General features: G+C 43.6%; 16 protein-coding genes. 9 read left to right on the forward strand and 7 right to left on the reverse strand.

Translation table 11 applies throughout. The features are described 5' to 3' along the window. Positions 1–10: 10 nt before the first annotated feature. From ACOOFG_RS05720 to ACOOFG_RS05730, 3 genes are all read right to left on the reverse strand, one after another. Positions 11–295, reverse strand: coding sequence for a hypothetical protein (locus tag ACOOFG_RS05720; protein WP_420420514.1), 285 nt, complete (start codon positions 293–295; stop codon positions 11–13). Between the two features lie 93 nt (positions 296–388). After that, entirely contained in the window at positions 389–1,501 is a 1,113-nt protein-coding gene (gene hemW / locus ACOOFG_RS05725) for a radical SAM family heme chaperone HemW (RefSeq protein WP_420420515.1), read from the reverse strand. Continuing rightward, the gene (locus tag ACOOFG_RS05730) at positions 1,495–1,947 is read right to left on the reverse strand and encodes a hypothetical protein (RefSeq protein ID WP_420422673.1); all 453 of its coding nucleotides are present in this window, start codon (positions 1,945–1,947) and stop codon (positions 1,495–1,497) included. Before ACOOFG_RS05730 ends, hemW begins: the two co-directional genes overlap by 7 nt. Positions 1,948–2,153: 206 nt before the next feature. On the opposite strand from ACOOFG_RS05730, the gene ACOOFG_RS05735 reads away from it, so the two are divergent. The 3 genes from ACOOFG_RS05735 to lpdA are packed head-to-tail and all read left to right on the forward strand — an operon-like array spanning position 2,154 to position 7,438. Beyond that, a complete protein-coding gene (locus ACOOFG_RS05735; protein WP_420420516.1) occupies positions 2,154–4,883 on the forward strand; it encodes a 2-oxoglutarate dehydrogenase E1 component in 2,730 nt (909 codons plus the stop codon). 2 nt (positions 4,884–4,885) lie between these two features. Then, positions 4,886–6,040: a dihydrolipoyllysine-residue succinyltransferase gene (gene sucB / locus ACOOFG_RS05740; RefSeq protein ID WP_420420517.1), complete on the forward strand. Its 1,155-nt coding sequence runs from the start codon at positions 4,886–4,888 to the stop codon at positions 6,038–6,040. A gap of 12 nt (positions 6,041–6,052) precedes the next feature. After that, complete coding sequence (lpdA, locus tag ACOOFG_RS05745) at positions 6,053–7,438, forward strand: dihydrolipoyl dehydrogenase (protein WP_420420518.1); 1,386 nt, start codon at positions 6,053–6,055, stop codon at positions 7,436–7,438. A gap of 302 nt (positions 7,439–7,740) precedes the next feature. On the opposite strand, the gene ACOOFG_RS05750 is transcribed toward lpdA, so the two are convergent. Beyond that, positions 7,741–9,858: a hypothetical protein gene (locus ACOOFG_RS05750; protein WP_420420519.1), complete on the reverse strand. Its 2,118-nt coding sequence runs from the start codon at positions 9,856–9,858 to the stop codon at positions 7,741–7,743. Positions 9,859–10,295: 437 nt separating this feature from the next. Further along, positions 10,296–12,041 (reverse strand): hypothetical protein, encoded by a 1,746-nt coding sequence (locus ACOOFG_RS05755; RefSeq protein ID WP_420420520.1) that lies wholly within the window; start codon positions 12,039–12,041, stop codon positions 10,296–10,298. A 482-nt stretch (positions 12,042–12,523) separates the two neighbouring features. Between ACOOFG_RS05755 and ACOOFG_RS05760 the strand changes: the two genes are divergently transcribed. From ACOOFG_RS05760 to ACOOFG_RS05770, 3 genes are all read left to right on the forward strand, one after another. Next, positions 12,524–12,736: a hypothetical protein gene (locus ACOOFG_RS05760; RefSeq protein WP_420420521.1), complete on the forward strand. Its 213-nt coding sequence runs from the start codon at positions 12,524–12,526 to the stop codon at positions 12,734–12,736. A 233-nt stretch (positions 12,737–12,969) separates the two neighbouring features. After that, positions 12,970–13,230 carry a 2Fe-2S iron-sulfur cluster-binding protein gene (locus ACOOFG_RS05765; RefSeq protein WP_420420522.1) on the forward strand — a complete coding sequence of 87 codons (261 nt, stop codon included), beginning with the start codon at positions 12,970–12,972 and terminating at the stop codon, positions 13,228–13,230. A 9-nt stretch (positions 13,231–13,239) separates the two neighbouring features. Beyond that, on the forward strand, positions 13,240–13,812 hold the full coding sequence (locus ACOOFG_RS05770) for an iron-sulfur cluster assembly accessory protein (RefSeq protein ID WP_420420523.1): 573 nt from the start codon (positions 13,240–13,242) through the stop codon (positions 13,810–13,812). Here ACOOFG_RS05770 and ACOOFG_RS05775 read toward each other — a convergent pair. Both ACOOFG_RS05775 and ACOOFG_RS05780 read right to left on the reverse strand, forming a co-directional pair. Further along, the gene (locus ACOOFG_RS05775) at positions 13,809–15,677 is read right to left on the reverse strand and encodes a hypothetical protein (RefSeq protein ID WP_420420524.1); all 1,869 of its coding nucleotides are present in this window, start codon (positions 15,675–15,677) and stop codon (positions 13,809–13,811) included. The two genes, ACOOFG_RS05770 and ACOOFG_RS05775, sit on opposite strands and share 4 nt — an antisense overlap. 24 nt (positions 15,678–15,701) lie before the next feature. Further along, positions 15,702–17,804 carry a hypothetical protein gene (locus tag ACOOFG_RS05780; protein ID WP_420420525.1) on the reverse strand — a complete coding sequence of 701 codons (2,103 nt, stop codon included), beginning with the start codon at positions 17,802–17,804 and terminating at the stop codon, positions 15,702–15,704. 220 nt (positions 17,805–18,024) lie between these two features. On the opposite strand from ACOOFG_RS05780, the gene ACOOFG_RS05785 reads away from it, so the two are divergent. The 3 genes from ACOOFG_RS05785 (at position 18,025) to xerD (ending at position 21,588) form a co-directional block, all read left to right on the forward strand. Further along, the gene (locus ACOOFG_RS05785) at positions 18,025–18,639 is read left to right on the forward strand and encodes an adenylate kinase family protein (RefSeq protein ID WP_420420526.1); all 615 of its coding nucleotides are present in this window, start codon (positions 18,025–18,027) and stop codon (positions 18,637–18,639) included. Between the two features lie 134 nt (positions 18,640–18,773). Further along, positions 18,774–20,684 (forward strand): hypothetical protein, encoded by a 1,911-nt coding sequence (locus ACOOFG_RS05790; protein ID WP_420420527.1) that lies wholly within the window; start codon positions 18,774–18,776, stop codon positions 20,682–20,684. Positions 20,685–20,715: 31 nt separating this feature from the next. Further along, complete coding sequence (gene xerD / locus ACOOFG_RS05795; protein WP_420420528.1) at positions 20,716–21,588, forward strand: site-specific tyrosine recombinase XerD; 873 nt, start codon at positions 20,716–20,718, stop codon at positions 21,586–21,588. Positions 21,589–21,644: the final 56 nt, after the last annotated feature.

Raw genomic sequence — 21,644 nt, forward strand, 5'->3', positions numbered from 1 at the left:
GATTAGAAAATCAGCTTAAGGGTAAAAAACTATCTATCTTAAGGCAAAGCGCATGACATTTTGCTGATGCGCAGGTCATTCCTGAAAAGCCAAATGGTATGTATTTCCAGTCCCATTTATCATTTCCTCTTTGGTGACCACAAGATAAACAATACTTATAAACATATTGAACCTCATCATTAGCTAAAGCCTTTTCATTACCTTCAAGATACACAGTAATGGTGTCTTGTTGTTCATTGTAAATCGTGGTAGTTTGGGTTAATTGGGCACTTGAACTTGCTGCTATCGTTGCCATATTTTCCTCCATTTATTATGACCGTTCGAAACGGTAAAAAGCATAAGAGCATAAGAGCATAAGTATTTAACAACAACAAATTTATGTGTCAGCTCAGCTTAAAATAATTTCTTCGGCGACGGTGTCGTAAAAGAGTCGCCCTTTATCTGTTAGGCAGATTTGCTGACCCGCTTCGAGAACGAAACCCTCGCTCTTGAGTTTCTCGAGAATGGGCTGTGCCGTTGGGGGCAGAGGAAATGTTTTCAGGTTCACTCCACGATGGAGGCGCAGGTGGACGGCAAGCTGTTCGTGAAGATTGGCTGGATAGGGGAGACATTCTTCGAAGTCAACGGGGACTTTATTCTGCTTTAATGTTTCACAGTACTTTTTAAGATGACAGACATTTTGAAAGCGTTTGCCTTCCCAAAAACTAAAAGCTGAGGGGCCAAGACCTAAAAATGGGCGACCCGTCCAGTAGCCGGTGTTGTGAATGGCTTCGTAGCCTTCCTTGGCAAAGGCTGAGATTTCATACCGCTTGAGAGCTGATGCCTCTAATTTTACGCACGCCATTTCTAGCATCTTGCTGCAAGTCTCTGGTGTAGGAAGATGGGGTCGCAGCTGCTTTTCGTTTTTTGTGAAGACGGTGTTTTTCTCAAAGGTGAGATTATAGAGAGAAAGATGGGTGATGGGAAGCTGGACTGCTTGATCTAAGGTGTTTTCCCAACTTGCTAAGGTTTGATGGGGGAGCTCGTCCATTAAGTCGATGGTAATGTTTTCAATTCCCCCTTGAGCGATGGTTTGCACGGCTTGAATGCCTTCTTGAGCGGTGTGGCCACGTCCAAGGACTTTTAATAGCTCTTCATCAAGAGATTGAATCCCCACACTTAGGCGGTTTATTCCCATTGCTTTGAAGCGCTTGACGAGAGCTGGGGTGATTTGTTCGGGGTTGGCTTCTACGGTGATTTCGCAGTTCGGAGAGAGCTTCAGCTGAGTTGTCTTTTCCAGGACTGCTTCGATAACATCTGGAGCGAGTGAGGGTGTGCCTCCTCCAAAATAGAGGGAGGCAACTTCATGCTCTTGAATGAGAGGCAGGCGCAGCTCCCACTCTTTGAGCAGGGCATCTTGGAATGCTTTGCGACGCTGATCATCATTTGGAACAACAAAGAAGTGGCAATAAGGGCACTTTTTCTGGCAGAAGGGGATATGGAAATAAAGTGAGATTACCACGAATCTGAGTCGGGATCTTCTAGGATTCCACGACGCCAACGGTTTTTATCGCTGAAAGGATCATCTTCCTCTTCGTCGTGCATCGTCGTTTCTCCGGTCCCTTCATCTGAAATGGTAGTGCTTTCTGTGTCGTAAGATTCGGTTTCTAAATCAAGGCCTGCATCTGTGAGGCCGCTATCACCTTCCATCTCAACGCCAGGGATTGTATGAGGCTCTTGATAAGCTTGGCGTGCTTGAGGGTTTCGTTTGGGAACGCTGTACTCTTCGCTTTCACCATTTTCCTTTAAGGCTCGTAAACGATCTTTTTCTTCCTCGATTTTCTTGGCGAGAGCGTCGATTTCACGCTGGTGCTTTTCGAGATCCTTTTTTGGGACGAGGCCGAGTTTCATCCATTCGTCTAGGTCATGAAGCTCTAACTCTAATTTCTTTAACCTTTCACTTTTAATCATGAGAATATCAAAACGTTGTAAATTTTTGATCTAGGGTAGCAACTGCCTTAAAAAAAAGAAAGGGCAATTGTCCACCAGGGCATTCGGGTGCCTCATTTTAAGCCATCCCCTCTATACGATTCTGCCTTCTTTTTTCAAAGAAAAATTATTTGATAGGCGAATGGAAAGCGATATGCTATACGAAAATTTGGGGGTGGAAATCCATGAATGATCACCGTTTTGAGTACGCAAACCTTGCGAATTTAACGTTTATTGAAAAGCTTTATTCAGAGTACCTTGAAGATCCTTCGAAGGTCGACCCTTCCTGGCAGCGTTTTTTTGAAGGGGTGGCTTTTGGCGCCCGCCTGCCATCTACAGCTGTATGCGCCATACCCACAAGTCCCGATTTAAGAGTCTTTCATCTCATTGAAGCTTACCGCATTTTTGGGCATCGAGCAGCCTACATGAATCCGCTGTCCGATGGCCCTCCCAAACCAGAAGAAATCCAAGAGCTCAAACTCGAAACCCTGGGATTTAAGCAAAGTGATCTGAGTCAAAACTTTCCAACCTGCGGCTTTTTGAAAGAAGAGACAGCACCTCTTTCTAAGATTGTGGAAGCTCTACAAAAAACTTACTGTAGTTTCGTCGGCTTCGAGTACATGGGAATGCAAACACCCGAAGTTGAAAAGTTTATCCAACAGCAGATTGAGCCCTACTTTTCCTTTCCGATGTCTCACGAAGAGAGATTGCGGCTTTTGCACCACTTAAATACCTCTGAGGTTTTTGAGTCCTTTATTCATATGAAATATCCGGGTCAAAAGCGTTTTTCGGTCGAAGGAGGAGAAACGATCATTCCTCTGATGCATGAGCTCATTGATGAGGGGGGAGAAGAAGGTGTTCAAACGCTTGTTTTGGGAATGGCTCACCGAGGTAGACTCAATGTCTTAGCAAACATCCTGCGCAAGTCGTACTCGTCCATCTTCCATGAGTTTGAAAGTACTTATATTCCTGACACCATTCAAGGGACAGGTGACGTGAAGTACCATATGGGATATACAGCTCAAGTTGAGACAACCAAAGGGAAATCCATGGAACTCCATTTGGCGGCGAACCCCAGCCATCTTGAGTCAGTTGATCCCGTTGTGGAAGGACAAACCCGAGCCTATCAAGAAAAAGAAGGATCTGGCAGGACAAATACCATCGTCCCTGTTCTCATTCATGGAGATGCAGCCATAGCAGGGCAAGGTGTTGTCTATGAAACACTGCAGTTTTGTAACATTCCAGGTTATGCAACAGGGGGAACCATCCATATTGTCATTAACAACCAGCTCGGTTTTACTGCCCATCCTCATGAGTCCCGTTCCACTCAATATTGCACTGACATTGCTAAGAGCTTTGGCGCCCCGGTTTTTCATTTGAATGCGGAGAGACCGGAAAACTGTTTGGCTGCTGCGAGACTTGCGATGCGCCTCCGTCAACGGTTCCATTGTGATGTCTTTCTTGAACTGAATTGCTTTCGTAAATATGGCCACAACGAAACAGATGAACCAGGTTTCACCCAACCACTTGCTTACCAAAAGATTCGTGAGCGCAAAAATATCCGGGATATCTACCGGGATCGGAATGTCAAGAGAGGGAATTTTTCGAAGGAAGAAGCTCAGGCGTGTGAAGATGAATTTAAAGCGTTGCTCGAAAAAGAGTTGCTCGAAACCAAAGACCTTGCAAAAGAAAAAAGGGAGGTGAAGCTTCCTCAGGAGAAAAAACCTTCTCCTCTTCTAACGCATGTGCCATCGGGTATTCCGATGACCCGACTCAAGCAACTCACTGAGAAATTTTGCGCCATTCCTTCAAATTTTACCATCCATCCCAAATTGAAGCGGATCTTTGAAGATCGGAAAAAAATGAGTGAGGGAGATCTTAAAACCCCTGCAATTGATTGGGGAATGGCAGAGTATTTAGCCTATGCCTCTCTTTTAACAGATGGAGTGCACGTCCGCCTTTCAGGGCAAGATAGTGGAAGGGGAACCTTTTCCCACCGTCATGCCATTTTGACAGACCAAAAGACCCAAGAAACCTATGTGCCACTCAACCATTTAGCTCAAGATCAAGCTTCCTTTGATGTTTACAACTCGCCTCTGTCTGAATATGCCGTTATGGGATTTGAATATGGCTATAGCCTCGTCTATGAAAAGTCACTTGTGATTTGGGAAGCGCAATTTGGAGACTTTGCCAATGGAGCGCAAATCACCATTGACCAGTATGTTGTCAGTGCAGAGCAAAAGTGGGGAAGTCACTCCTCTTTTACCCTGATTCTGCCTCATGGATATGAAGGAATGGGGCCCGAACATTCTTCTGCGCGCATCGAAAGATTTTTGCAGCTTGCCGCAAGTGATAGTATTTACGTTGCGGTTCCCTCAACAGCAGCGCAGTTTTATCATGTCTTAAGACGTCAAGGCATCACTAGCATGAAAAAACCACTCATGCTCTTTTCACCTAAAGGATTGCTCCGTTTTCCTCCTTCAAGTAGCCCGCTTGAAGCATTTGACGAAGGGACGAGCTTTCAAGAAGTGATCGATGACCCCAAGCCTCCGAATAAAGCAAACAGAGTTCTTTTCTGCACAGGCAAGGTCTACTATGACCTGGTTCAAGAGCGGGATAAACGGGGGGCTTCTGATATTGCAATTGTCCGCGTCGAGCAACTCTATCCTCTGCATGAAGAAAAAATCCAAAACGTCTTAAAAAAATACAAAGGCATTTGTACTTGCTTCTGGGTGCAAGAAGAGCATCAAAACATGGGAGCCTGGGACTACATTTCACCAAGGCTTCAAAAGCTCCTTCCAGAAAAACTCGAATTACGCTATGTCGGAAGAGTTAGGAGTGCATCACCTGCCGCAGGATCAGGAGCATTGCACAAATTTGAGGTAGCCAAATTTTTAAACGAGGCGTTTGAGTAGGAATGGTAGTAGAAATTAAAGTTCCATCAGCCGGGGAGTCTGTATCAGAAGCCGTTGTAGCGGCGATCATGAAAGAAAGTGGATCGTATGTTGAAAAAGACGAAGAAATTCTCGAGCTTGAAACTGACAAAGTCAACCAAGTCGTGCATGCGCCCGAAGCAGGAGTGCTGACACTTCTCGTAAAAGTTGACGAAACTGTGACGATCGATCAAGTCATTGGAACCATTGATACCGCTGGAAAAGCGACCTCTGCACCCCCGCCGCCAGCAGCTGAGAAAAAAGAAGCAGCTGCGCCACCACCACCTACTTCCACACCTTTAGGCGAAGGAGCTAGACGCACGCCCGAGTCCTTTGTGGCTTCTATTGGGCAAGAGAAAGCCCCACCGCCGCCATCTTCTGCACCCACTCCTGCGACGCCGCCCACGCCGACACCACCAAAGTCAGCTCCAGTCAAAGAGGGAAGCCAAACGCGCAAACGGATGAGTGGTCTTAGACGCACCATAGCCAAACGGCTCGTCGAAGTGAAAAACAATACCGCCATGTTGACCACTTTCAACGAAGTTGACATGTCAGCAGTCATGGAACTTCGCTCGCGTGAAAAAGATGCCTTTTTAGATAAACATGGGGTCAAACTTGGGTTCATGTCATTCTTTGTGAAAGCCTGCGTTGCTGCCTTAAAAGAACTCCCTGACGTCAATGCGTTCATTGATGGAGAGGAAATCGTCTATAATCATTCTTATCACGTGGGCATCTCTGTTTCGACCGAAAAAGGACTCATGGTTCCTGTCATTCGAGATTGTGATAACCTTTCCTTTGCAGGCATCGAACAAGCTATTCAAGACTATGCGAAAAAAGCGCGCTCAGGATCTATCAGCATCGATGACTTACAAGGCGGAAGCTTTACCATCACAAATGGGGGAGTGTTTGGGTCCATGCTTTCAACGCCCATTTTAAATCCGCCCCAAAGCGCCATTTTAGGGATGCATAACATTGTGAAACGAGCTGTTGTCATCAACGAAGAAATCGTTATCCGTCCCATGATGTATCTTGCTCTCAGCTACGACCACCGCATTGTAGATGGTAAGGAAGCTGTGACTTTCTTAGTGAAAGTGAAAGAGCTGCTCGAAAAACCCGACCGACTTTTGTTCGATTTTTAAGGGAGAATCATCATGGCAGAAACATACGATGTCGTTATCATTGGATCAGGACCTGGAGGCTATGTTGCTGCCATTCGCGCTGCGCAATTAGGACTGAAAACTGCCTGTATTGAAAAAGAACCCAATTTAGGAGGAACCTGCCTCAATGTAGGGTGCATTCCCTCTAAATCACTGTTGCAATCATCCGAGCTCTATGCCCAAATTCTGCATCACTCAAAAGAACATGGCATCAATGCCTCTGCAAAGCTCGACTTTTCGCAAATGATGAAACGCAAAGACCAAGTTGTTGCAGGCTTTAACCAAGGAATCCAAGGCCTTTTTAAAAAGAATAAAATCACCCATATCAAAGGGAAAGCAACCTTTACTTCTCCCACATCAGTCACCGTTTCTGGGCAAGAAATCACAGCTAAAAACTTCATCCTTGCAACGGGATCGGAAGCCACGCCTCTTCCCTTTCTTCCCTTTGATGAAAAAAAGGTCCTGTCTTCAACAGGCGCTCTAGCCCTCAAAAAGATCCCTCAAAAGATGGTGGTTGTGGGAGCTGGAATCATTGGTGTCGAGCTAGGTTCAGTTTACAGCCGCTTGGGCACCGAAGTCACCTTTGTCGAATTTCTCGACCGCGTCTGTCCAACGCTCGATGAAAGCCTCTCGAAAGGCCTTCAACAAGTCCTGACCAAGCAGGGAATGACCTTCCACCTTTCAACTAAAGTGACATCTGCTGAAGTGACTCCTTCAGGTGTGACCCTCACAACTGAGAAAAGCGACAAAACCACTGCTGAGTTCACTGCCGATGTCGCACTTGTCTCTATCGGACGCCGCCCCTACACCGAAGGGCTCGGCTTAGATAAAGCCGGCCTAGAAACCGATAAAAGAGGCTTTCTACCCATTGATGCCAATTTCCGTACTAAGCAGTCCCATATCTATGCCATTGGAGATCTCGTCGATGGCCCTATGCTGGCCCATAAAGCCTCAGAAGAGGGGTACGTTGTCTCAGAGATTATCGCTGGCCACAGCCCGCATATCGAGTATATTGCTATCCCAAGCGTTGTCTACACCCATCCTGAAGTCGGAGCCGTAGGTCTGACCGAAGCCGAGGCCAAAGCCATGAATCTGCCCATCAAAACGGGGCAATTCCCGCTCAAGGCTAACTCTCGAGCTCGCTGCAGTGGAGAAGACGAGGGGTTTGTCAAAATGATTGCAGATCAAAAGACCGGAACCCTTCTTGGGGTTCACATTCTCTCAGCCCATGCCGGAGAGCTTGTTGCTGAAGCAACCCTAGCAATTGAGAAGCGGGTGACAGCCTTTGAGCTTGGCAATCTTTGCCATGCGCATCCCACACTTTCCGAAGCCTTAAAAGAAGCGGCCTTAGCCATCTCCAAAAAAGCCATCCATATTTAGGGGGCATTATCCAGTATAAGGCCCAAAGAGGTCTTTGGGTTGATGTTCTTCAGCAGATTTTTATGGAAATTAAGGCCTGAGGGTGGAGTATCTTTTAGGATGATTGTTTTAAGATTTTTCGGTCTGGCAAAGTGCGGAGATCGACGGCAACCCCGCATTGGGTTGGTGAGATCAAGCGCGCTGTCAGGCGGGAAAAGGTAAAGCAATCATAAAAAGAAAATCCACCCTCAGGCCGTAAAAAAAACCCGCGGGAGGACCCCACGGGTTTATAAGATGAATTGATGGTAATCAATTACCGCAAATTAAGCAGCGCCTTCAGCGTCTTTCTTGCCATCAGCTTCTTCACTAGTCTCTGTAGAAGAGGTAGTGACGTTAGCTGAAGCAAGCTTTTCACGAAGAGCTTTTAAGTCTCCATCAGCTTTAGTGAATGTCGCATTCAATCCTTCTGCAAGGCGAGATGCAATCATTTTTCGAGCTGAATCAGATGTCACTCCATCGAGTGTTACATCTACAACGTAAGCATTAGATCCTACGTGTGCACTTGCTGCTCTTTCTTGTGCTTCAAGGTCTAGAACGCGCTGGTTAGCATCGAGAAGTTCATTTTCGCGTGCTCCTACGTCTTCAACAGCCTTTTTGTAAGCAGCGCTGTACTTGTTGTAGAAGCTGTCTCTATGCTCTTTAGCTTTGCGAACTTCTTCTTGAGCTGTTGTAACACCGCTCTTAGCTTCGCGAATCTGTCTTTGAATCTCAGTTGTATCTTTTGAAGCATTTGCGATTTTAAGCTGTGTAAAGACTCCGCTAAGGAGACTTTTGTCTTGTAAGCTGTCAAGAAGCGCTCTTGCAAGTGTTGGAGATCCTGGAGTGTCATCTTTTCCAGATCCAACAACAATTTGAAGAAGGCTGACGTAATCAGCTGTTTTAAGCGCTTTGCTTCCTTTAAGAGCTGCGCTATCGATAGCAGCAGTAACTTTCGGGAAGTCAACTTTAGCATCAGTCTCAACTGGTACTTTAACTTCAACTTCAGTTCCAGCTTTAAGAGTTTCAATAAGCTGAGTGTGAGCTTCAATTGGTTTACCTTCAGCAACTGGTGTTTGCATAAGAAGTAATCCAACGTAATCAGCATTTGCTTGAGCTTCTGCTTCTTTCTCAGCAACATACTTTGTGAAGTTGTCATTGAGTTCTCTTAAGAAAGTCTCAGAACCTTTTAGAGATTCTCTTACTTCAGGAGCGTTTTTCGCAAGAGCTTCATTTCGTGCTTGTAAAGTCTCAAGAGGAATGCCCATTGTCTTAGCAGTTGCTTCTTTAGCTTCTGTGTCAAGAGCTAAGAAGTTCATCGCATCGATCAATTGAGCTTCACCTTTCTCGCCGTTACCAGCAAGAGCACGTAGCTCAGACTTACGATCCTCTAAGAAAGACTTCTTAAGAGCTTCAATATCACGAGCAGCGTTGATACGTCCAATCGCGCTATTGACTTCAGTCTTGATCATTGGAGCAGCGCTTTGTGCGAACTTTTCTCTGATCACGTCGTATTCAGCTTTAACCTGAGGATTAGATCTTGCTGTAGCTAAATCTCCTGTAAGATCAACAGATCCATTTGTGTTGATCGCAACAACTCTAGCAGCTTCCGCTAAAATATCGTCTCCTAAACCAGCAAACGCAACAGTGGCATCTTGAAGAGAAGCCATGCGCTGAAGGTGAGTTTGACCTGTAGGATCTTGAACTCGCTTCATTTTTGCAGCAATGTCTTTACCAGCAATTTCAGCATTTCCAGTGTACCACATTGTTTTAGCAGCTTCGACAGCAAAAGTTTGCTGAGACGATCCACCTGTCTGAACTTTAGTCAGGCCATCGCCCTCTGCAATAGCTGAAGCAACAAAAGCGCCATAAAGAGCTCTGCGCTCATCAGCATTCATACCGCTCTCTTTAGCAACTTTATCAATTGCAGTTTGAAGAGCTTCAACAGATCTTTGGAATCCAGTGACAGTATCTTGAAGGGAACGGACACCTTTTTGTCCTTTCTCGAAGTTATCGACAGTGATTTCATCACGTACGTCTACAGAAAGTTTGCCACCTAAAGCGTCAGCCACGTTGTTTTTAGCTGTATGTAGTGTTTGAACTTGAGATGTGAACTCTGCTGGGTTACGGATCAAAGCGCGAGCTGCATTTTGATCATTTTGGTGCATCTTCGCCTTAGCTGCCCAAATTCCTAGGCCACCAAGCGTAAGAACGAATGCAGCAACTTTAAAAAATGTTTTTACTCCAGCGTAGTTACCTTCGCTTTTAAAGTTATCCCCGAAAGAATAATCTTTATGAAGCGTATCCATTGCTTTGTTCAAGCTTTTTGAATCTCCGTCAAGTCCGAGCGCTGTGTTGATAGCAGCGACATCGACTCTTGAGTCTATTCTACTTGTTTCTGTCATTTTTTATATTCTCCATTTAAAAAAGATTATAATCTTAAATAGGTGTTATTTTAATTTTTTAGTTCTTTTATTATATTAAAACCTAACATTCAAAACAACATCTTAGTTAAATTAAAACATAATAAAATAGTTTTTGTTAATTAGATCTCTTTTTGTTCTCTTTGTAATTTGATATTATATATATTATAACATACTATATTTATTAAACTTGATAGTAAAAATTAATTTATTTAATTAAAAACATAATTAAAAATTTAAATGCGTTGTTTTTGTTTATTTTAAATTTTAAACTTTATTAATTCGTAAAAATTAAAATTTAATTACATATAAACTAAAATTTTTATTATTTAATTTAGATAAAATGAATGGACTGTTTAAACAGTCCATTCAGCTGACTCTTTTAAGAGCCGAGAGAGAGGTGATTGATAATCAGCAACTTACGCTAAGTCACTCTCTGTTAGCTTGATAGGGTTGTCTGGAGACAAAGGATCAAAGGCTAACGCTGCATTGAGCGTTAAAACCTTATCAAACTTGTTACCCATGGCTTCAACGATTCCTCGCAGTACAGGCTGCGCCTGCCTGAATTTTTTGACATTCTCGAGGTACACGCCTCTTGTAATGCGATTCTTAGGAGCCTTAATAAGCCTTTCTTCGCTTGATTTCATCATCGAGTACTGAAATACGATTCCTTGGACCTGTACGGCAAGTGAGTGGCTATTTAAACTCCCTCTAAGAGCTGTACCATGGGGAGCCAAACGCTCGTTTTGCCACATTTGGAAGTCATACTCTTCTGAAAGCTCGCGCAGTTCTCGCTTCCAGTTTGCATCTATCGGCCTTTTGCCTTCTAGAGCATCGTTCAGAAGTTGGGTTGTGGCAGCGAGGTTTTCGTTGATGACTCGGCTGAATTCTTCTGGCGTTTTTGGGGCAATTCTGTTTAATTCTGGGAGAGTGCGCTGCATGATCATACCATAGATAGCTGATCCTGTATCGAATTCTTGCTTAGCTAAAGGCGAAGCGAGCGTAAACCTGCTTTGCTCTAGTTTGTACTGAGAGAGGTCTCTATGACTCTGGATGTCTAGAGTCATGACTTCACGTTTCTCATTCACGTGGTGCTCAATCGGTTGAGCATAGACTCCATCTTTACTGTCTTCTCTTTCTTCACGCAGCCTTGCGAAGGGGAGAAGGTGATCGTTGACATAACTGATGACTTTTAATGCTTCAGGCGGAGAGCTGATGATCCTTTGGCTGATTGAGTCGATGAGGCTGAGAAGAGCTGTTGATTTAAAGTCTCGTTCGACCTTTCCTCGTCTGAGTTTATTTTCCTTCACCCAGGTAACATCTGTGATTTCACGACTTGCAGCGTCAAAATACTTCACTTGGTCTTCAACAGAGTGTCCATTGACTTCGCTTTGTAAGACCTTGACGGGTTTTTCTAAAGCTTCCAAATAGTTGCCGTGTGCTTCATTGAAGGCGACGAGACTGCGCCGATGTTGATCAAGGTCGCGGTCCTCACGATGAAAAATCTTCGCTGTATGACTGAAAGGGAAAGCTTTCATCGCCTTCCAAAACTCTTTGTATCCAACAAGTGAATGTCCATTGCAGTTTCTGTTGAAAAATCCCCACCAGCGCACTAACTTTCCTTCTGAGGTACGGCTTTCTAGCTCTGTTTTTGAAGTTCCAGTCGAAGCCCTAGTTGAACTAGAGGGAACAGGAATGCCTGTTGCAGGAAGAGAGGGTTTTTTAAACGCGGAGTCAGAACTCCCAATCAAAGTAAATCCATCCGTATCAGATTCTGTCGTTGCTTTAGTTACGCCTGTTGGTCCAAAGAATTTGAAGGGTTCTACCTTTCGCTCAGAGATCTCAGGGTAGATAGATTTACCCTCCTTCATGCGCTCGAGAATTTCTGACCGTTCAGATGGCGAGATTATTGGGTAAGAAACAACTTCTTCTTTGACATGCAATGAATCTGAAAGGGGAACTGGTGTAGACGATGAAGCACCTCTATGCTCATCTAAGGGATCTTTTACTAACGTAGGCGGTGTCTTATCTAGTTTATCGATTTCATCTTCTGCCCCGTACATGTCTACGATGACATCTGTTGGGTCTGCTTCTTGGGTTGTAGAACCCCAGGTAAACAGTGACCCCAAAAAATTGGTAAGGGGGTTTGACATAAGGAAGCTCATGATCCTTCTCCTAAAAAAAACCTTTTATTCTCGAACTCATCAATAAAAAATTATGATTTATACCGAACTTATTGATGCGTTCTTTTTATTTGTTCAATATGCTTAAAATAATAATAAAATTCGTAAATAAATTCAATTTAAATTGAGCTGTTTTTATTAATAAACATAATAGAAAATCGTTTTTATATATACTTCTGAGTGGGTTTTTGTAAAAAAAGAATTTTGTCTTTTACAAACAGAATAGTTTCAATTTTAAGTTCGTTAGTAGTTTATTTTTTTGTATAAACGAATAAACTTTTTAATGACACTTTTCGCAAATGGTTGTTTTATAGTTATTTACGTTAAATATAACGAAAATTTTAATTTGTTAAATAACAACTAATTTAAATCGTTTTTGTTTGTAAAATAGTAAGAATCACACTATAATGAAAGTATAGTTGAAAGGACTTATTTTAATATAGCCGTAATAGGAGGCTTTCACTATGGATAAAACCCTTAATAAGGACGAACTTGTCCGTTTAGTTGCGAAACAAGAAAGCAAAATAGACTTGCTCGAAGCAGAGTTAACTTACTTGAATCGTTTGCTTGTGAATGTTGGATTTCCCGAGGGGATTGAGACATTGAAAGCAACTGCAGAAGAACTTTTGCAGGACACGAATGAGAATGTTCGTTCGAACCCGCAAATGGGTTTCTAAGTGAAAGGTGGACTTCGGTCCACCTTTTTTTTTGAGCTCAATACTTTAGCTCGATTTTGGATAAGAGTTTTATTTTTTTCATCACAGAGCTCGCAGATAGTGGCAAAATAATTTTCTCTTTGATACAGGTGGTAAAAATTTTAAAAAAGCTTCGTCTCATGAGGTCTTATCGGTTTGCTTGATTTATTCCCTACAGATCGTTTAAATTAGTTCTTCAAACAGATGAGGATTGCATGCCAAAACTAATCTTTAATGAAGAAGAAGAAATCGAACTAGAAGAAGAAGCTCCAATCAAGCCTTCTTGCGAAGATGCCGGAATTCCTTTTGCTTGTGAGGAAGGGGTCTGTGGGACCTGTGTGATTGAAGTGGAAGAGGGGATGGAGCACCTTTCAGAGTTTACACAAGAAGAGCTCGACTTTTTAGGAGAACAAGAATCTGAGCGCCTTGCATGCCAATGCAAAATCAAAGGCGGCTGCGTCAAAATCAAGTACTAGAGGAATGGAGTGACAGAAAAAGAAAAGCACCCGATCACCCGGGGAATGACAATCGACGACATTTTTGCCAAGCACCCTGATAAAGGGCAGCGCTTAGCTCAGGAATTAACCAATGCAGGCCTTCACTGCGTCGGCTGCCAGGCAGCAACATGGGAGACCCTTGAGGTGGGCATGTTAGGTCATGGTTTTGATGACGAGAAAATCGACTCTCTGATAGCCCGTTTAAATGAGATTATTGCCGAAGAGGTAGACCCGACCACCATCACCATGACAAAAAGGGCAGCAGAGCGCTTTAAAACAATCTTAGAGCAAGACGGCAAGCAAGGCTGGGCTCTTCGCTTTGCAGACAAACCAGGTGGCTGTGGGGGATTTGAGTACGTGCTCGACTTTTCAGAAAGTCCAGCAGAAGATGATACGATCTTTTCCTCGCATGGGATAGACATCCACGTGAAAAGCAAGATGCTAGCAAGGCTACTAGGCTGTGAAATTGACTATCTAGAAGGACTTATGGGATCGGGCTTTAAAGTCACCAATCCCAACGTGAAAGGCTCATGCAGCTGCGGCAACTCCCAGAGTTACTAAGCTGCTACGTTCGCCGTAGTTCTCGCAAAGAAAACTGCAAATATGTATCCTTTTATTTGGTTTGTGTCACCATTTCTAAGGCGAGGTTCTACCATATCGTAAACGTACTTAGCTGCGTATTTTTCTTTGTTATTCAGCGTTTGTCCAGCTTTCAGCTTCCTGAGGGCGCTTTCAAAGTCAGACTTTTTAACTGAAGTTGGGTTAACAGTGCTTAGATCGAAACTCTTTACACCATCCACATTCGCCCATACTGCTGCCCAATTTGTTCCTGAATGGTCTCTTTCAACTGCTGTTATCGCCGCCGCATAGTCGGGAGAAGTCAAGCGAATATTTTTAGAATAGTATTCAACTTTCTCTTGCGGAGTTCCAGGAGTATTTGCTTTCAATTTCTCGAATGTTTTGCGCTGGTTGTCAGTTAATGGAGCTGTTGAAGACCCGTCAAGGAACTTGGCTACAGCTACAACATCTTCTTGAGTCGGAGTGTATGAATCTGCATCAGCTATAGGGTTTGCTTCAAGTCTTAAAGCATTCATTCCTACATTAAGGCTTCTACGGTAGTATTCAATTTTCTCCTTCGGAGTTCCAGGAGTATTCGCTTTTAATTGAGCAAATGTTTTGAGATGGTCAGCGTCAGTCAGTGGGGCGGCTGAAGGATCGGCAATGTATGTAAGTACAGCTTCGTAATGATCGGCAGTTGGAGTATGAGTATCGAAATTCATAGGTGCAGGCGCAGCCTCAAGCTGTAGAATACGTTTACCTGCATTAAGATTTTCTCCATAGTAGTCAAGTTTTTTAGCCAAAGTAGTTGGTGCACCGTCTTGCAATTGCTTGAATGTTTTGAGTTGATCTTCATTCAACGGACCGGCTGTAGTACCTGCTATGTAATCAAATACAGCTGTGTAATCAGCAGCAGATGGATTATGAGAGTCTGTGTTGACAGGCTTATTCTCTTTTTCAAGGCCTAAAGCTCGTAGAGCAGTCTTTAAACGCCTTTCGGCTTTTGTGAGAGAATTGTCTCTATCAATATGTAATGAAGCTAGTGCCTTTTTTACATCCTCGCTAGGTTCAGTGTGTGATGCACTTTGTAACCAAAGTTGTGCTCCTTCAAAGTGTTCTAGTTGTGGAGTCCATCCAGTTACATCAACATCTCTAGTCACCTGCTCGAAGCGCATTTCTACTGCTTTGTCATGGTAATATTTAGCTTTAGCAGCTGTTACTGGAGGTGTTGTCTCACTTAATGCTTTAGCTTGCATTTGCTTGAATGTTTTTCTTTGATTCTCAGTCAACGGACCTGCTGAGCGGCCATCTAAGAACGCAAGTACTGCATTGATATCTTCTTTAGAAGGGGTATGAGCTCCGAAGCTATCAGGTGGATCTCGTTGTTCTTGCTCAAGAACCCGAAGCGTCTTTTCTATCTCTTGGAGATCGCTTGGGTTATCCAATGACATACCTTTATCATGCGCGAAAAGGATACCTTTTTTTGCACCTTCAGTTAGTGTTGAGTGAGGATCTTTTAACCACTTCCTCGCAGCTTCAAAATCGTCAGCTGATGGACTTACTGCTAAAGGTAAAGCGATCGCGTGTGTGGTATCATTCGTTAGTTTGTAATAGGCATAGTGTTGAAGAGCTTGATCTTGTAGGTATTCAATTTTCTTCGCAGGATCTGTAATCGTCGCAGGAATGTCAGGTAAACTTATGTATGCATAGAGGCCTTCGTTAGCTAGTGTACTAGCTTCTTCCGCACCTATGAGATATTGATAAAGTGCATGATAGTCCGGGGTCGCGTCATGTGTTAAAGCTGGCGGCTTTTTATCTGTATCCCATGTCGTATATCCAGCAGAAGTTTTTAGGAGATCTAAAGTCATAGTAGCTGTAATCGCATCAGCTCTCTATTCGAGCTCTGTTCCAATAGCCTCGAATTCTTTTGCTTTTAAGATTTTGCTCATTTCTACTCGCCAAGCGGCTGGGCTATCAGCATCTTTAGGAGCGTTAGTTGGATCTTCATGAGCTACCCTGAGAGCATAAAGCATTCCCTTAGCAAGAGGATCATCTAAATCGGATGGAGTAGCGCCTCCTTTACCTTGTAAGAAATCGTACGCTGCTCTGTAATGGCCCTTATTATAGGTATAACCTTGATAATCAACTGATGTGGTGTCAACAGATAAGACTTTTGCTTTTATTTCAGGAAGACGGGTTTCGAAAGCATCACCATCGAGGTGGAGTCTTAGGTTTGATAGTAATGTTCCAGCATCGCTTTTATCCACTGATTCAGGGATTTGCCATGTCTGTAGCGCAGCGACTTCAGCTTCTGTCAAGTTATTTGGATATGTATCAGCTGTAAGAACTTTTGTAATAAGAGTATTGTAGTCTGCGTATTTGGGTACTGCACTGCTAACAGGCTGATGTAATAAAGTTTTCAGAAGCGTCACTTTTTCTTCAGGAGTTCTTCTTTTAGTTAGAACTCTTTCCATTCGAGTAATTGACACATCTAGTGCATCAATTTGTGTTTGGATTGCTCCTTTAGTAGGGCTAAGGAGACTCAATCTGTAAGCCTTTTCCTTTTCGCCAACTTTTAAACGTCTCTGTTCTTTTAATGCATCTATCTCTTCTTGAAACTTGAGAGGATCCGCAAGATAGGTTTGTGTAGCTTTTTCTTCTTCAAGCTCAGTTATTTTCGCTCTTAAGCGGGACATTGCATCAAAAGGCTCCAAAGATACGACTTCAGGGAAATCAACAGCTGCCTCTCCGACTTTTTCTGCAGCTTCCAATTCAAATGGGTCTGAATAAGGTGCAGATGGTAATGCATGATCGATGGCCGCAATATGCTCTTTCGCTTTCTCAATTTTTTGATCGATTTCTTTTATTTTTCCTTCAACATCGGGTTTGCTTAGAACTGCTTTGGCCACTTCCATTCGCTCTGGAGTGCTTGAACCATGTACTCCTGTAGAGCTTCCTGAGCTTCCGTGAAGAGCGGCTGAGCGTGGATCTTCAGGGATTTCGATGACAACACTATGGTCAATTGCGGCAAGTCTGTTGGCTTCTAACCAATAATCGTTGACTTTTGTGACAAGTGCTTGGTAAGCGTGCTCCGCTGTAGTTGATGTATGATTATCCGCATCGACTGCTTTAGAACCAACTTCGTGAATGGCTTGGAAAACAACTTTTGCGTTATCCGTATTTCCAAGTTCATCGACGTTGTCGGTAAGCCAGGTTTCGCTTGGATTTGCTTCTACTGGGTCGAATTTCGTGTGGGCAGCTTTATTGAGTTCTTTTGTAACGTCTTCTAGAGAAGTTGGGTCCAAGGATACACGGAAAGTCTTAACGGTCTCTTTGACGTATAACTGAAGTGCTTTTGTGTAAATCTGTGTGAGAGGTGTATCTGGACGCGAAGGCTCTGCAAGAACTTTTCTAAAAATGCGGACGAAGTTTTTATCTTGAACACCTTGAAGGAGTCTGTCTAGATCTTCTTTCGGAGTATCTTCGATCGTTTTGCCTGTTAACTTGGCTTTGAGATCAAGGACGTTTTTATGTTCACCTATCATGCCATCGACGCTTGGTCCAAAAGCGCTGCTGTAAGTGGCGTATTCATCAGCTTTGAGTGGTTGCGCTAAGTGCTCATGAGAATCATCTCTGTCGATCTCATCAGACTTCACATAGTGGAAACCCTCTCGGTTGAAGAAGGCATTTTGACGCTTTTCTTGTGTGCTTGAATCGTGGTTTTTTCGGTGGGAGTCAATGACAGTTTTCGCTAACTGATTGATTTGTTTAATCTTAGGAGCAGCTAGGCCCATATCTTCAGAGTCTAAGGTTCTTTTGAGATCACTTGTACGTACAGGGTTTCCTTCCGTTGTGTACGGAATCACGTACCGCTTGTACATCACGCCGTCGCGTTCGACGCGACCGACTTCAATCCCAAAGCCTTTCTCTGCTAGGCCTTTAAGATCTTCGTAGGTTTGTTGATTTTTTGTTAATGCTGCTGTCCCTGAAGACATAGTACTTCCCCAACTATTATCCTATTTAGTTTAATTATATCATTTTTCGTGAAAAAATTACTAATATTTAGTAAATATATTATTAATATATTATGTATGGTTTATGTAGCTGTTTATTAGCGGTTTAAAAAATAGTAGACGTTAATTTAGGATTTGGTAAGGTGAATTCAGAGGTTTAGATCGTAAGAAGTTTTTTCAACCCTCTTATTGATAGCTGGTTATGAGTAAATTTATTTCCGAAGTGAAAGAGAAATTACGTGCTGTTCTGATTTTCGGTCCTCCAGGATCGGGAAAGGGGACTCAGGGTAAGTTCTTGAGTAGTGCTGGAAATCACTATCACCTCTCTTCGGGGGATATTTTTCGGGGCCTGTCACCTGAATCGCCGGCGGGAAAGCTCTATCATAGCTATGCCATTGAGGGTAAGTTAGTTCCGGATGAAATCACCATCGAAATTTGGCACCATTATGTCATGGGGCTAATTGCGACGAACCGCTATTTTCCAGATGAGCAGCTCATCCTCCTTGATGGCATTCCTCGGACGAAGCATCAGGCTGAGATTTTAGACAGCCATGTAGAGATCCAAAAGATCATTCTTCTGGAGTCTAAGACGAAAGATGTTTTGGTTCAAAGACTTAAGCGTAGGGCTCTCATTGAGCGGCGTTTTGACGACTCTGACGAAAAAATCCTGCATAGCCGGATGGAGATTTACGAGCAGGAGACGATCCCTGTCTTAGCTCACTATCCAGAGGAGAAAATCGTCCGTTTTGACGCTGAACTCCGTCCTCTTGAAGTTTTACGGGATATTCTCACCTCTCTTTGTGAAACTTTATCTTAATTTCTACCTTAATCTTTTCTTGATATTTAATTAAATATTTACTACAATAATAGAGCGGGACTTTACCGTTTAAAATAATAAACTTTATTAACCTGTAAACAAAAGTTTTTAATTTTCTATTATGGAGTTGAAAAATGGCGTCACAGATACCGTCGCGTCCAAGTCAACGCTCCCCTGTGAGCGGAGGCTGGGTGTCTGCAGGTGCAGGCCGCCTCGCCTCAAGCGTATACCAAAAGGGCTATTCTTTAATAGCTAGTTTGAGTGGGTCGCTGTTGCCGTTTTTCTTCACACAGAATTTACAAAATCCTTCTGTTGGTACGAATGACGGCCATAGCGACTCCGTGTTGAAAAACCGTAGTCTTCACGTCAGAACCTCTACATCATCTGATTTGGGACTTGTATCCGGGCTCAAATCTATTAAAGATCAGCCCGAAACAATTATTGAAGAATCTCAAATGAAGGAATCTGATCGGATTCTAGCAAAACCTGCTGTAAAAAGAGGTGAGCCTAAACAACCCGATTTAGATCCTCCTTCACTGCTGGAAACAGCGGTGAAAACAGATAGAGTTGCTCAAAAAGAGATGAAGGAACCTTGGTGGCTTGTGACAGGTCCATCAAATGAATTTATCTATGCGACGAGCGATATCTCGAGTTTATATCGGATGGTTCATGGGGTGCAATTGGCTGTTGCAAATCAACCAACACCTCCAGCAGATAATGCTCTTGGAATCACGTCCGGTGCCAGTATTTTGACAGGCTATATAGCCGGATGTCGTGGCTATGTTGAAAACAGAGAAGCCAGTAAGATTGGCGACTTTTGGGGTCAGGTTAGCGGAAAGGTGACCATGGCTCGGGGCGCTTTTGAAACTGCTTATGGAGCTGTGATGCTTCCAACTCGCATCCTTTCGCTTGTCGCTGCATCGAGTGGTTCTCAGTCTGTTGCTCAAAGTGCTGCGATTACCGGAAATGTCGGTTCTGCGCTTGGTGGAGTGATGTACTTACTTCTTGCGATTCCTTGTGCTATCAGCATGGGTAAAGGGATCCAGTTTAAGGTAGGGCTTAGCAAAGCCATGAACAACCCTGAGTTTAAAACAGAGCGTGAGAAACTCCGTGGTGGAATCGAGTATATCATGAATAAGCTTGTTTTAAAGCGAGATGATCGTCGAGAAATGGCGTTCAAGGTTGTCAATGATCCAAGTATTTGGGATGGCGAGAATGTCAAACCTATCGATGTCAGTGAAGCAGATGAAAAGTTACTGTCTCAAGGAGATAAGGACTACATCCAAGGCTTTGCTGGAAGATACGGAGAGTTGCATGAGTATGATGAGTTTACCATTGCGCAAATCGGGCAGCACATCAAGTCAGCTTTTATCACTGGGAAGAAATTGAAAGAAGCTGAGCTTGGGCGAATGGCTGATCCTGCAACTGTGAAGCTCGTCAAAGAGGAGCTCGAAAAGTCAGAAGCGGATCGATTGTTAGAGCGTTTACAAGATCCTGAGGATTTGACAGCTGTCGAAGATGCTAAAAAGTTCTTAGGAGAAGTGAACAAGAACACCAACTTCAACATTGGCATGAATGCAGCCATTGCTTTCTTGTGTGTTCTTGGAGCTGTTGCCTTCTTTGTCGGAATGGGTGCAACAGGTGGAGCTCTTGGAATTGCTCTTGCCGTGATTTGGGTTGTTGTTTCTGTTGGAATGCTTGCAGTTGATGGCTACTACTTATGGCAAGCTTACAAAAGTGGCGATCCGAAGCTTGGAGATAAGGTCATCATGTCGCTCATGGGACTTTTCATGACAGCATCGGTCATGACTGCAGTTTTCTCTGGTGGACTTGTTCCACTTATTGCTGCAGGTGTGATAGGAGCCATGTGGGCCGGGACTGGCGCATACAGCTACTATCGCTGGTCGAAAAAGCCTGTTGATGATGAGAAAACCGATGAAGTGGCGCGACGAAAAATCGCCCTTCTCCAAGAAGAAGAACGCCGTCTCATTGCGGAGAAAGAGCAGCGTCGCTTGAAGGAAAATCTCAAAGAGAAACTAGCTTAAAAATACTCCCCCCTATTACAAATAGGGGGGTATGTCTTACGAAGAAACGCTCCAGGACTTTTTAAATTTTATCGGTTCCGAAAAGGGACTGTCTATTCATACAATCGAAGCGTATGAGCGCGATTTGCGCAGTTTTCTATCCAACCAAAAGAAAAAAAGCCTAAATGCTGTCAGTCAAGAAGAGATCATTTCTTTTATCGAACAGATGAAGCAAAAGGGATATGCTTCAAGCAGCCTTTCCCGCTCTCTTGTGGCAATCAAAGTATTTTTCCGTTTTTTAAAACGAGAAAAGCTCATAGCAAAAGATCCGACAGCTTTAATTGAGTCGCCCAAACTGTGGCAGCTCATCCCAGAAGTTCTCACGGAAAACGAAATCACGGCGCTTCTCAAAGAGCCAGACTTGGACACTGAAATTGGGGCGCGGGATCAAGCGATTTTAGAAATGCTCTATGCAACGGGGATGCGGGTTTCTGAGCTATGTAATTTGAACGTTCATGATGTCGATGACAAAACCGTTCACGTCAGAGGAAAAGGAGGCAAAGAACGGATCGTCCCGATTGCCGCAGTTGCTGTTGAAACCCTCGACCATTACTTAGGCTTTCGAAGAGAGGTGAAAAAATTAAAAGATCAGCCTCTTTTTCTCACAAAAAAGGGGAAGCGTATTGGAAGGACGCAAGTTTGGGCACGTATCAAGCATTATGGAAAAGCGGCGCAAATTGACAAGGTCATTTCGCCTCACACCCTGCGCCACTCTTTTGCAACCCATTTGCTCGATCATGGAGCAGACCTGCGTGTGATTCAAGAGCTACTTGGTCATGCAGATATCTCTACAACAGACCGGTACACCCATTTGTCGAATAAGCATCTGTACCAAGCCTTCGACCAATTTCATCCTCGGCAATAGCTTTAGCAGAGATGCTGATTTCCAATTGTTTACAAAATTAAAATAATAATTATATA

The organism is Simkania sp., from assembly GCF_965215465.1.
Lineage (GTDB): Bacteria > Chlamydiota > Chlamydiia > Chlamydiales > Simkaniaceae > Simkania.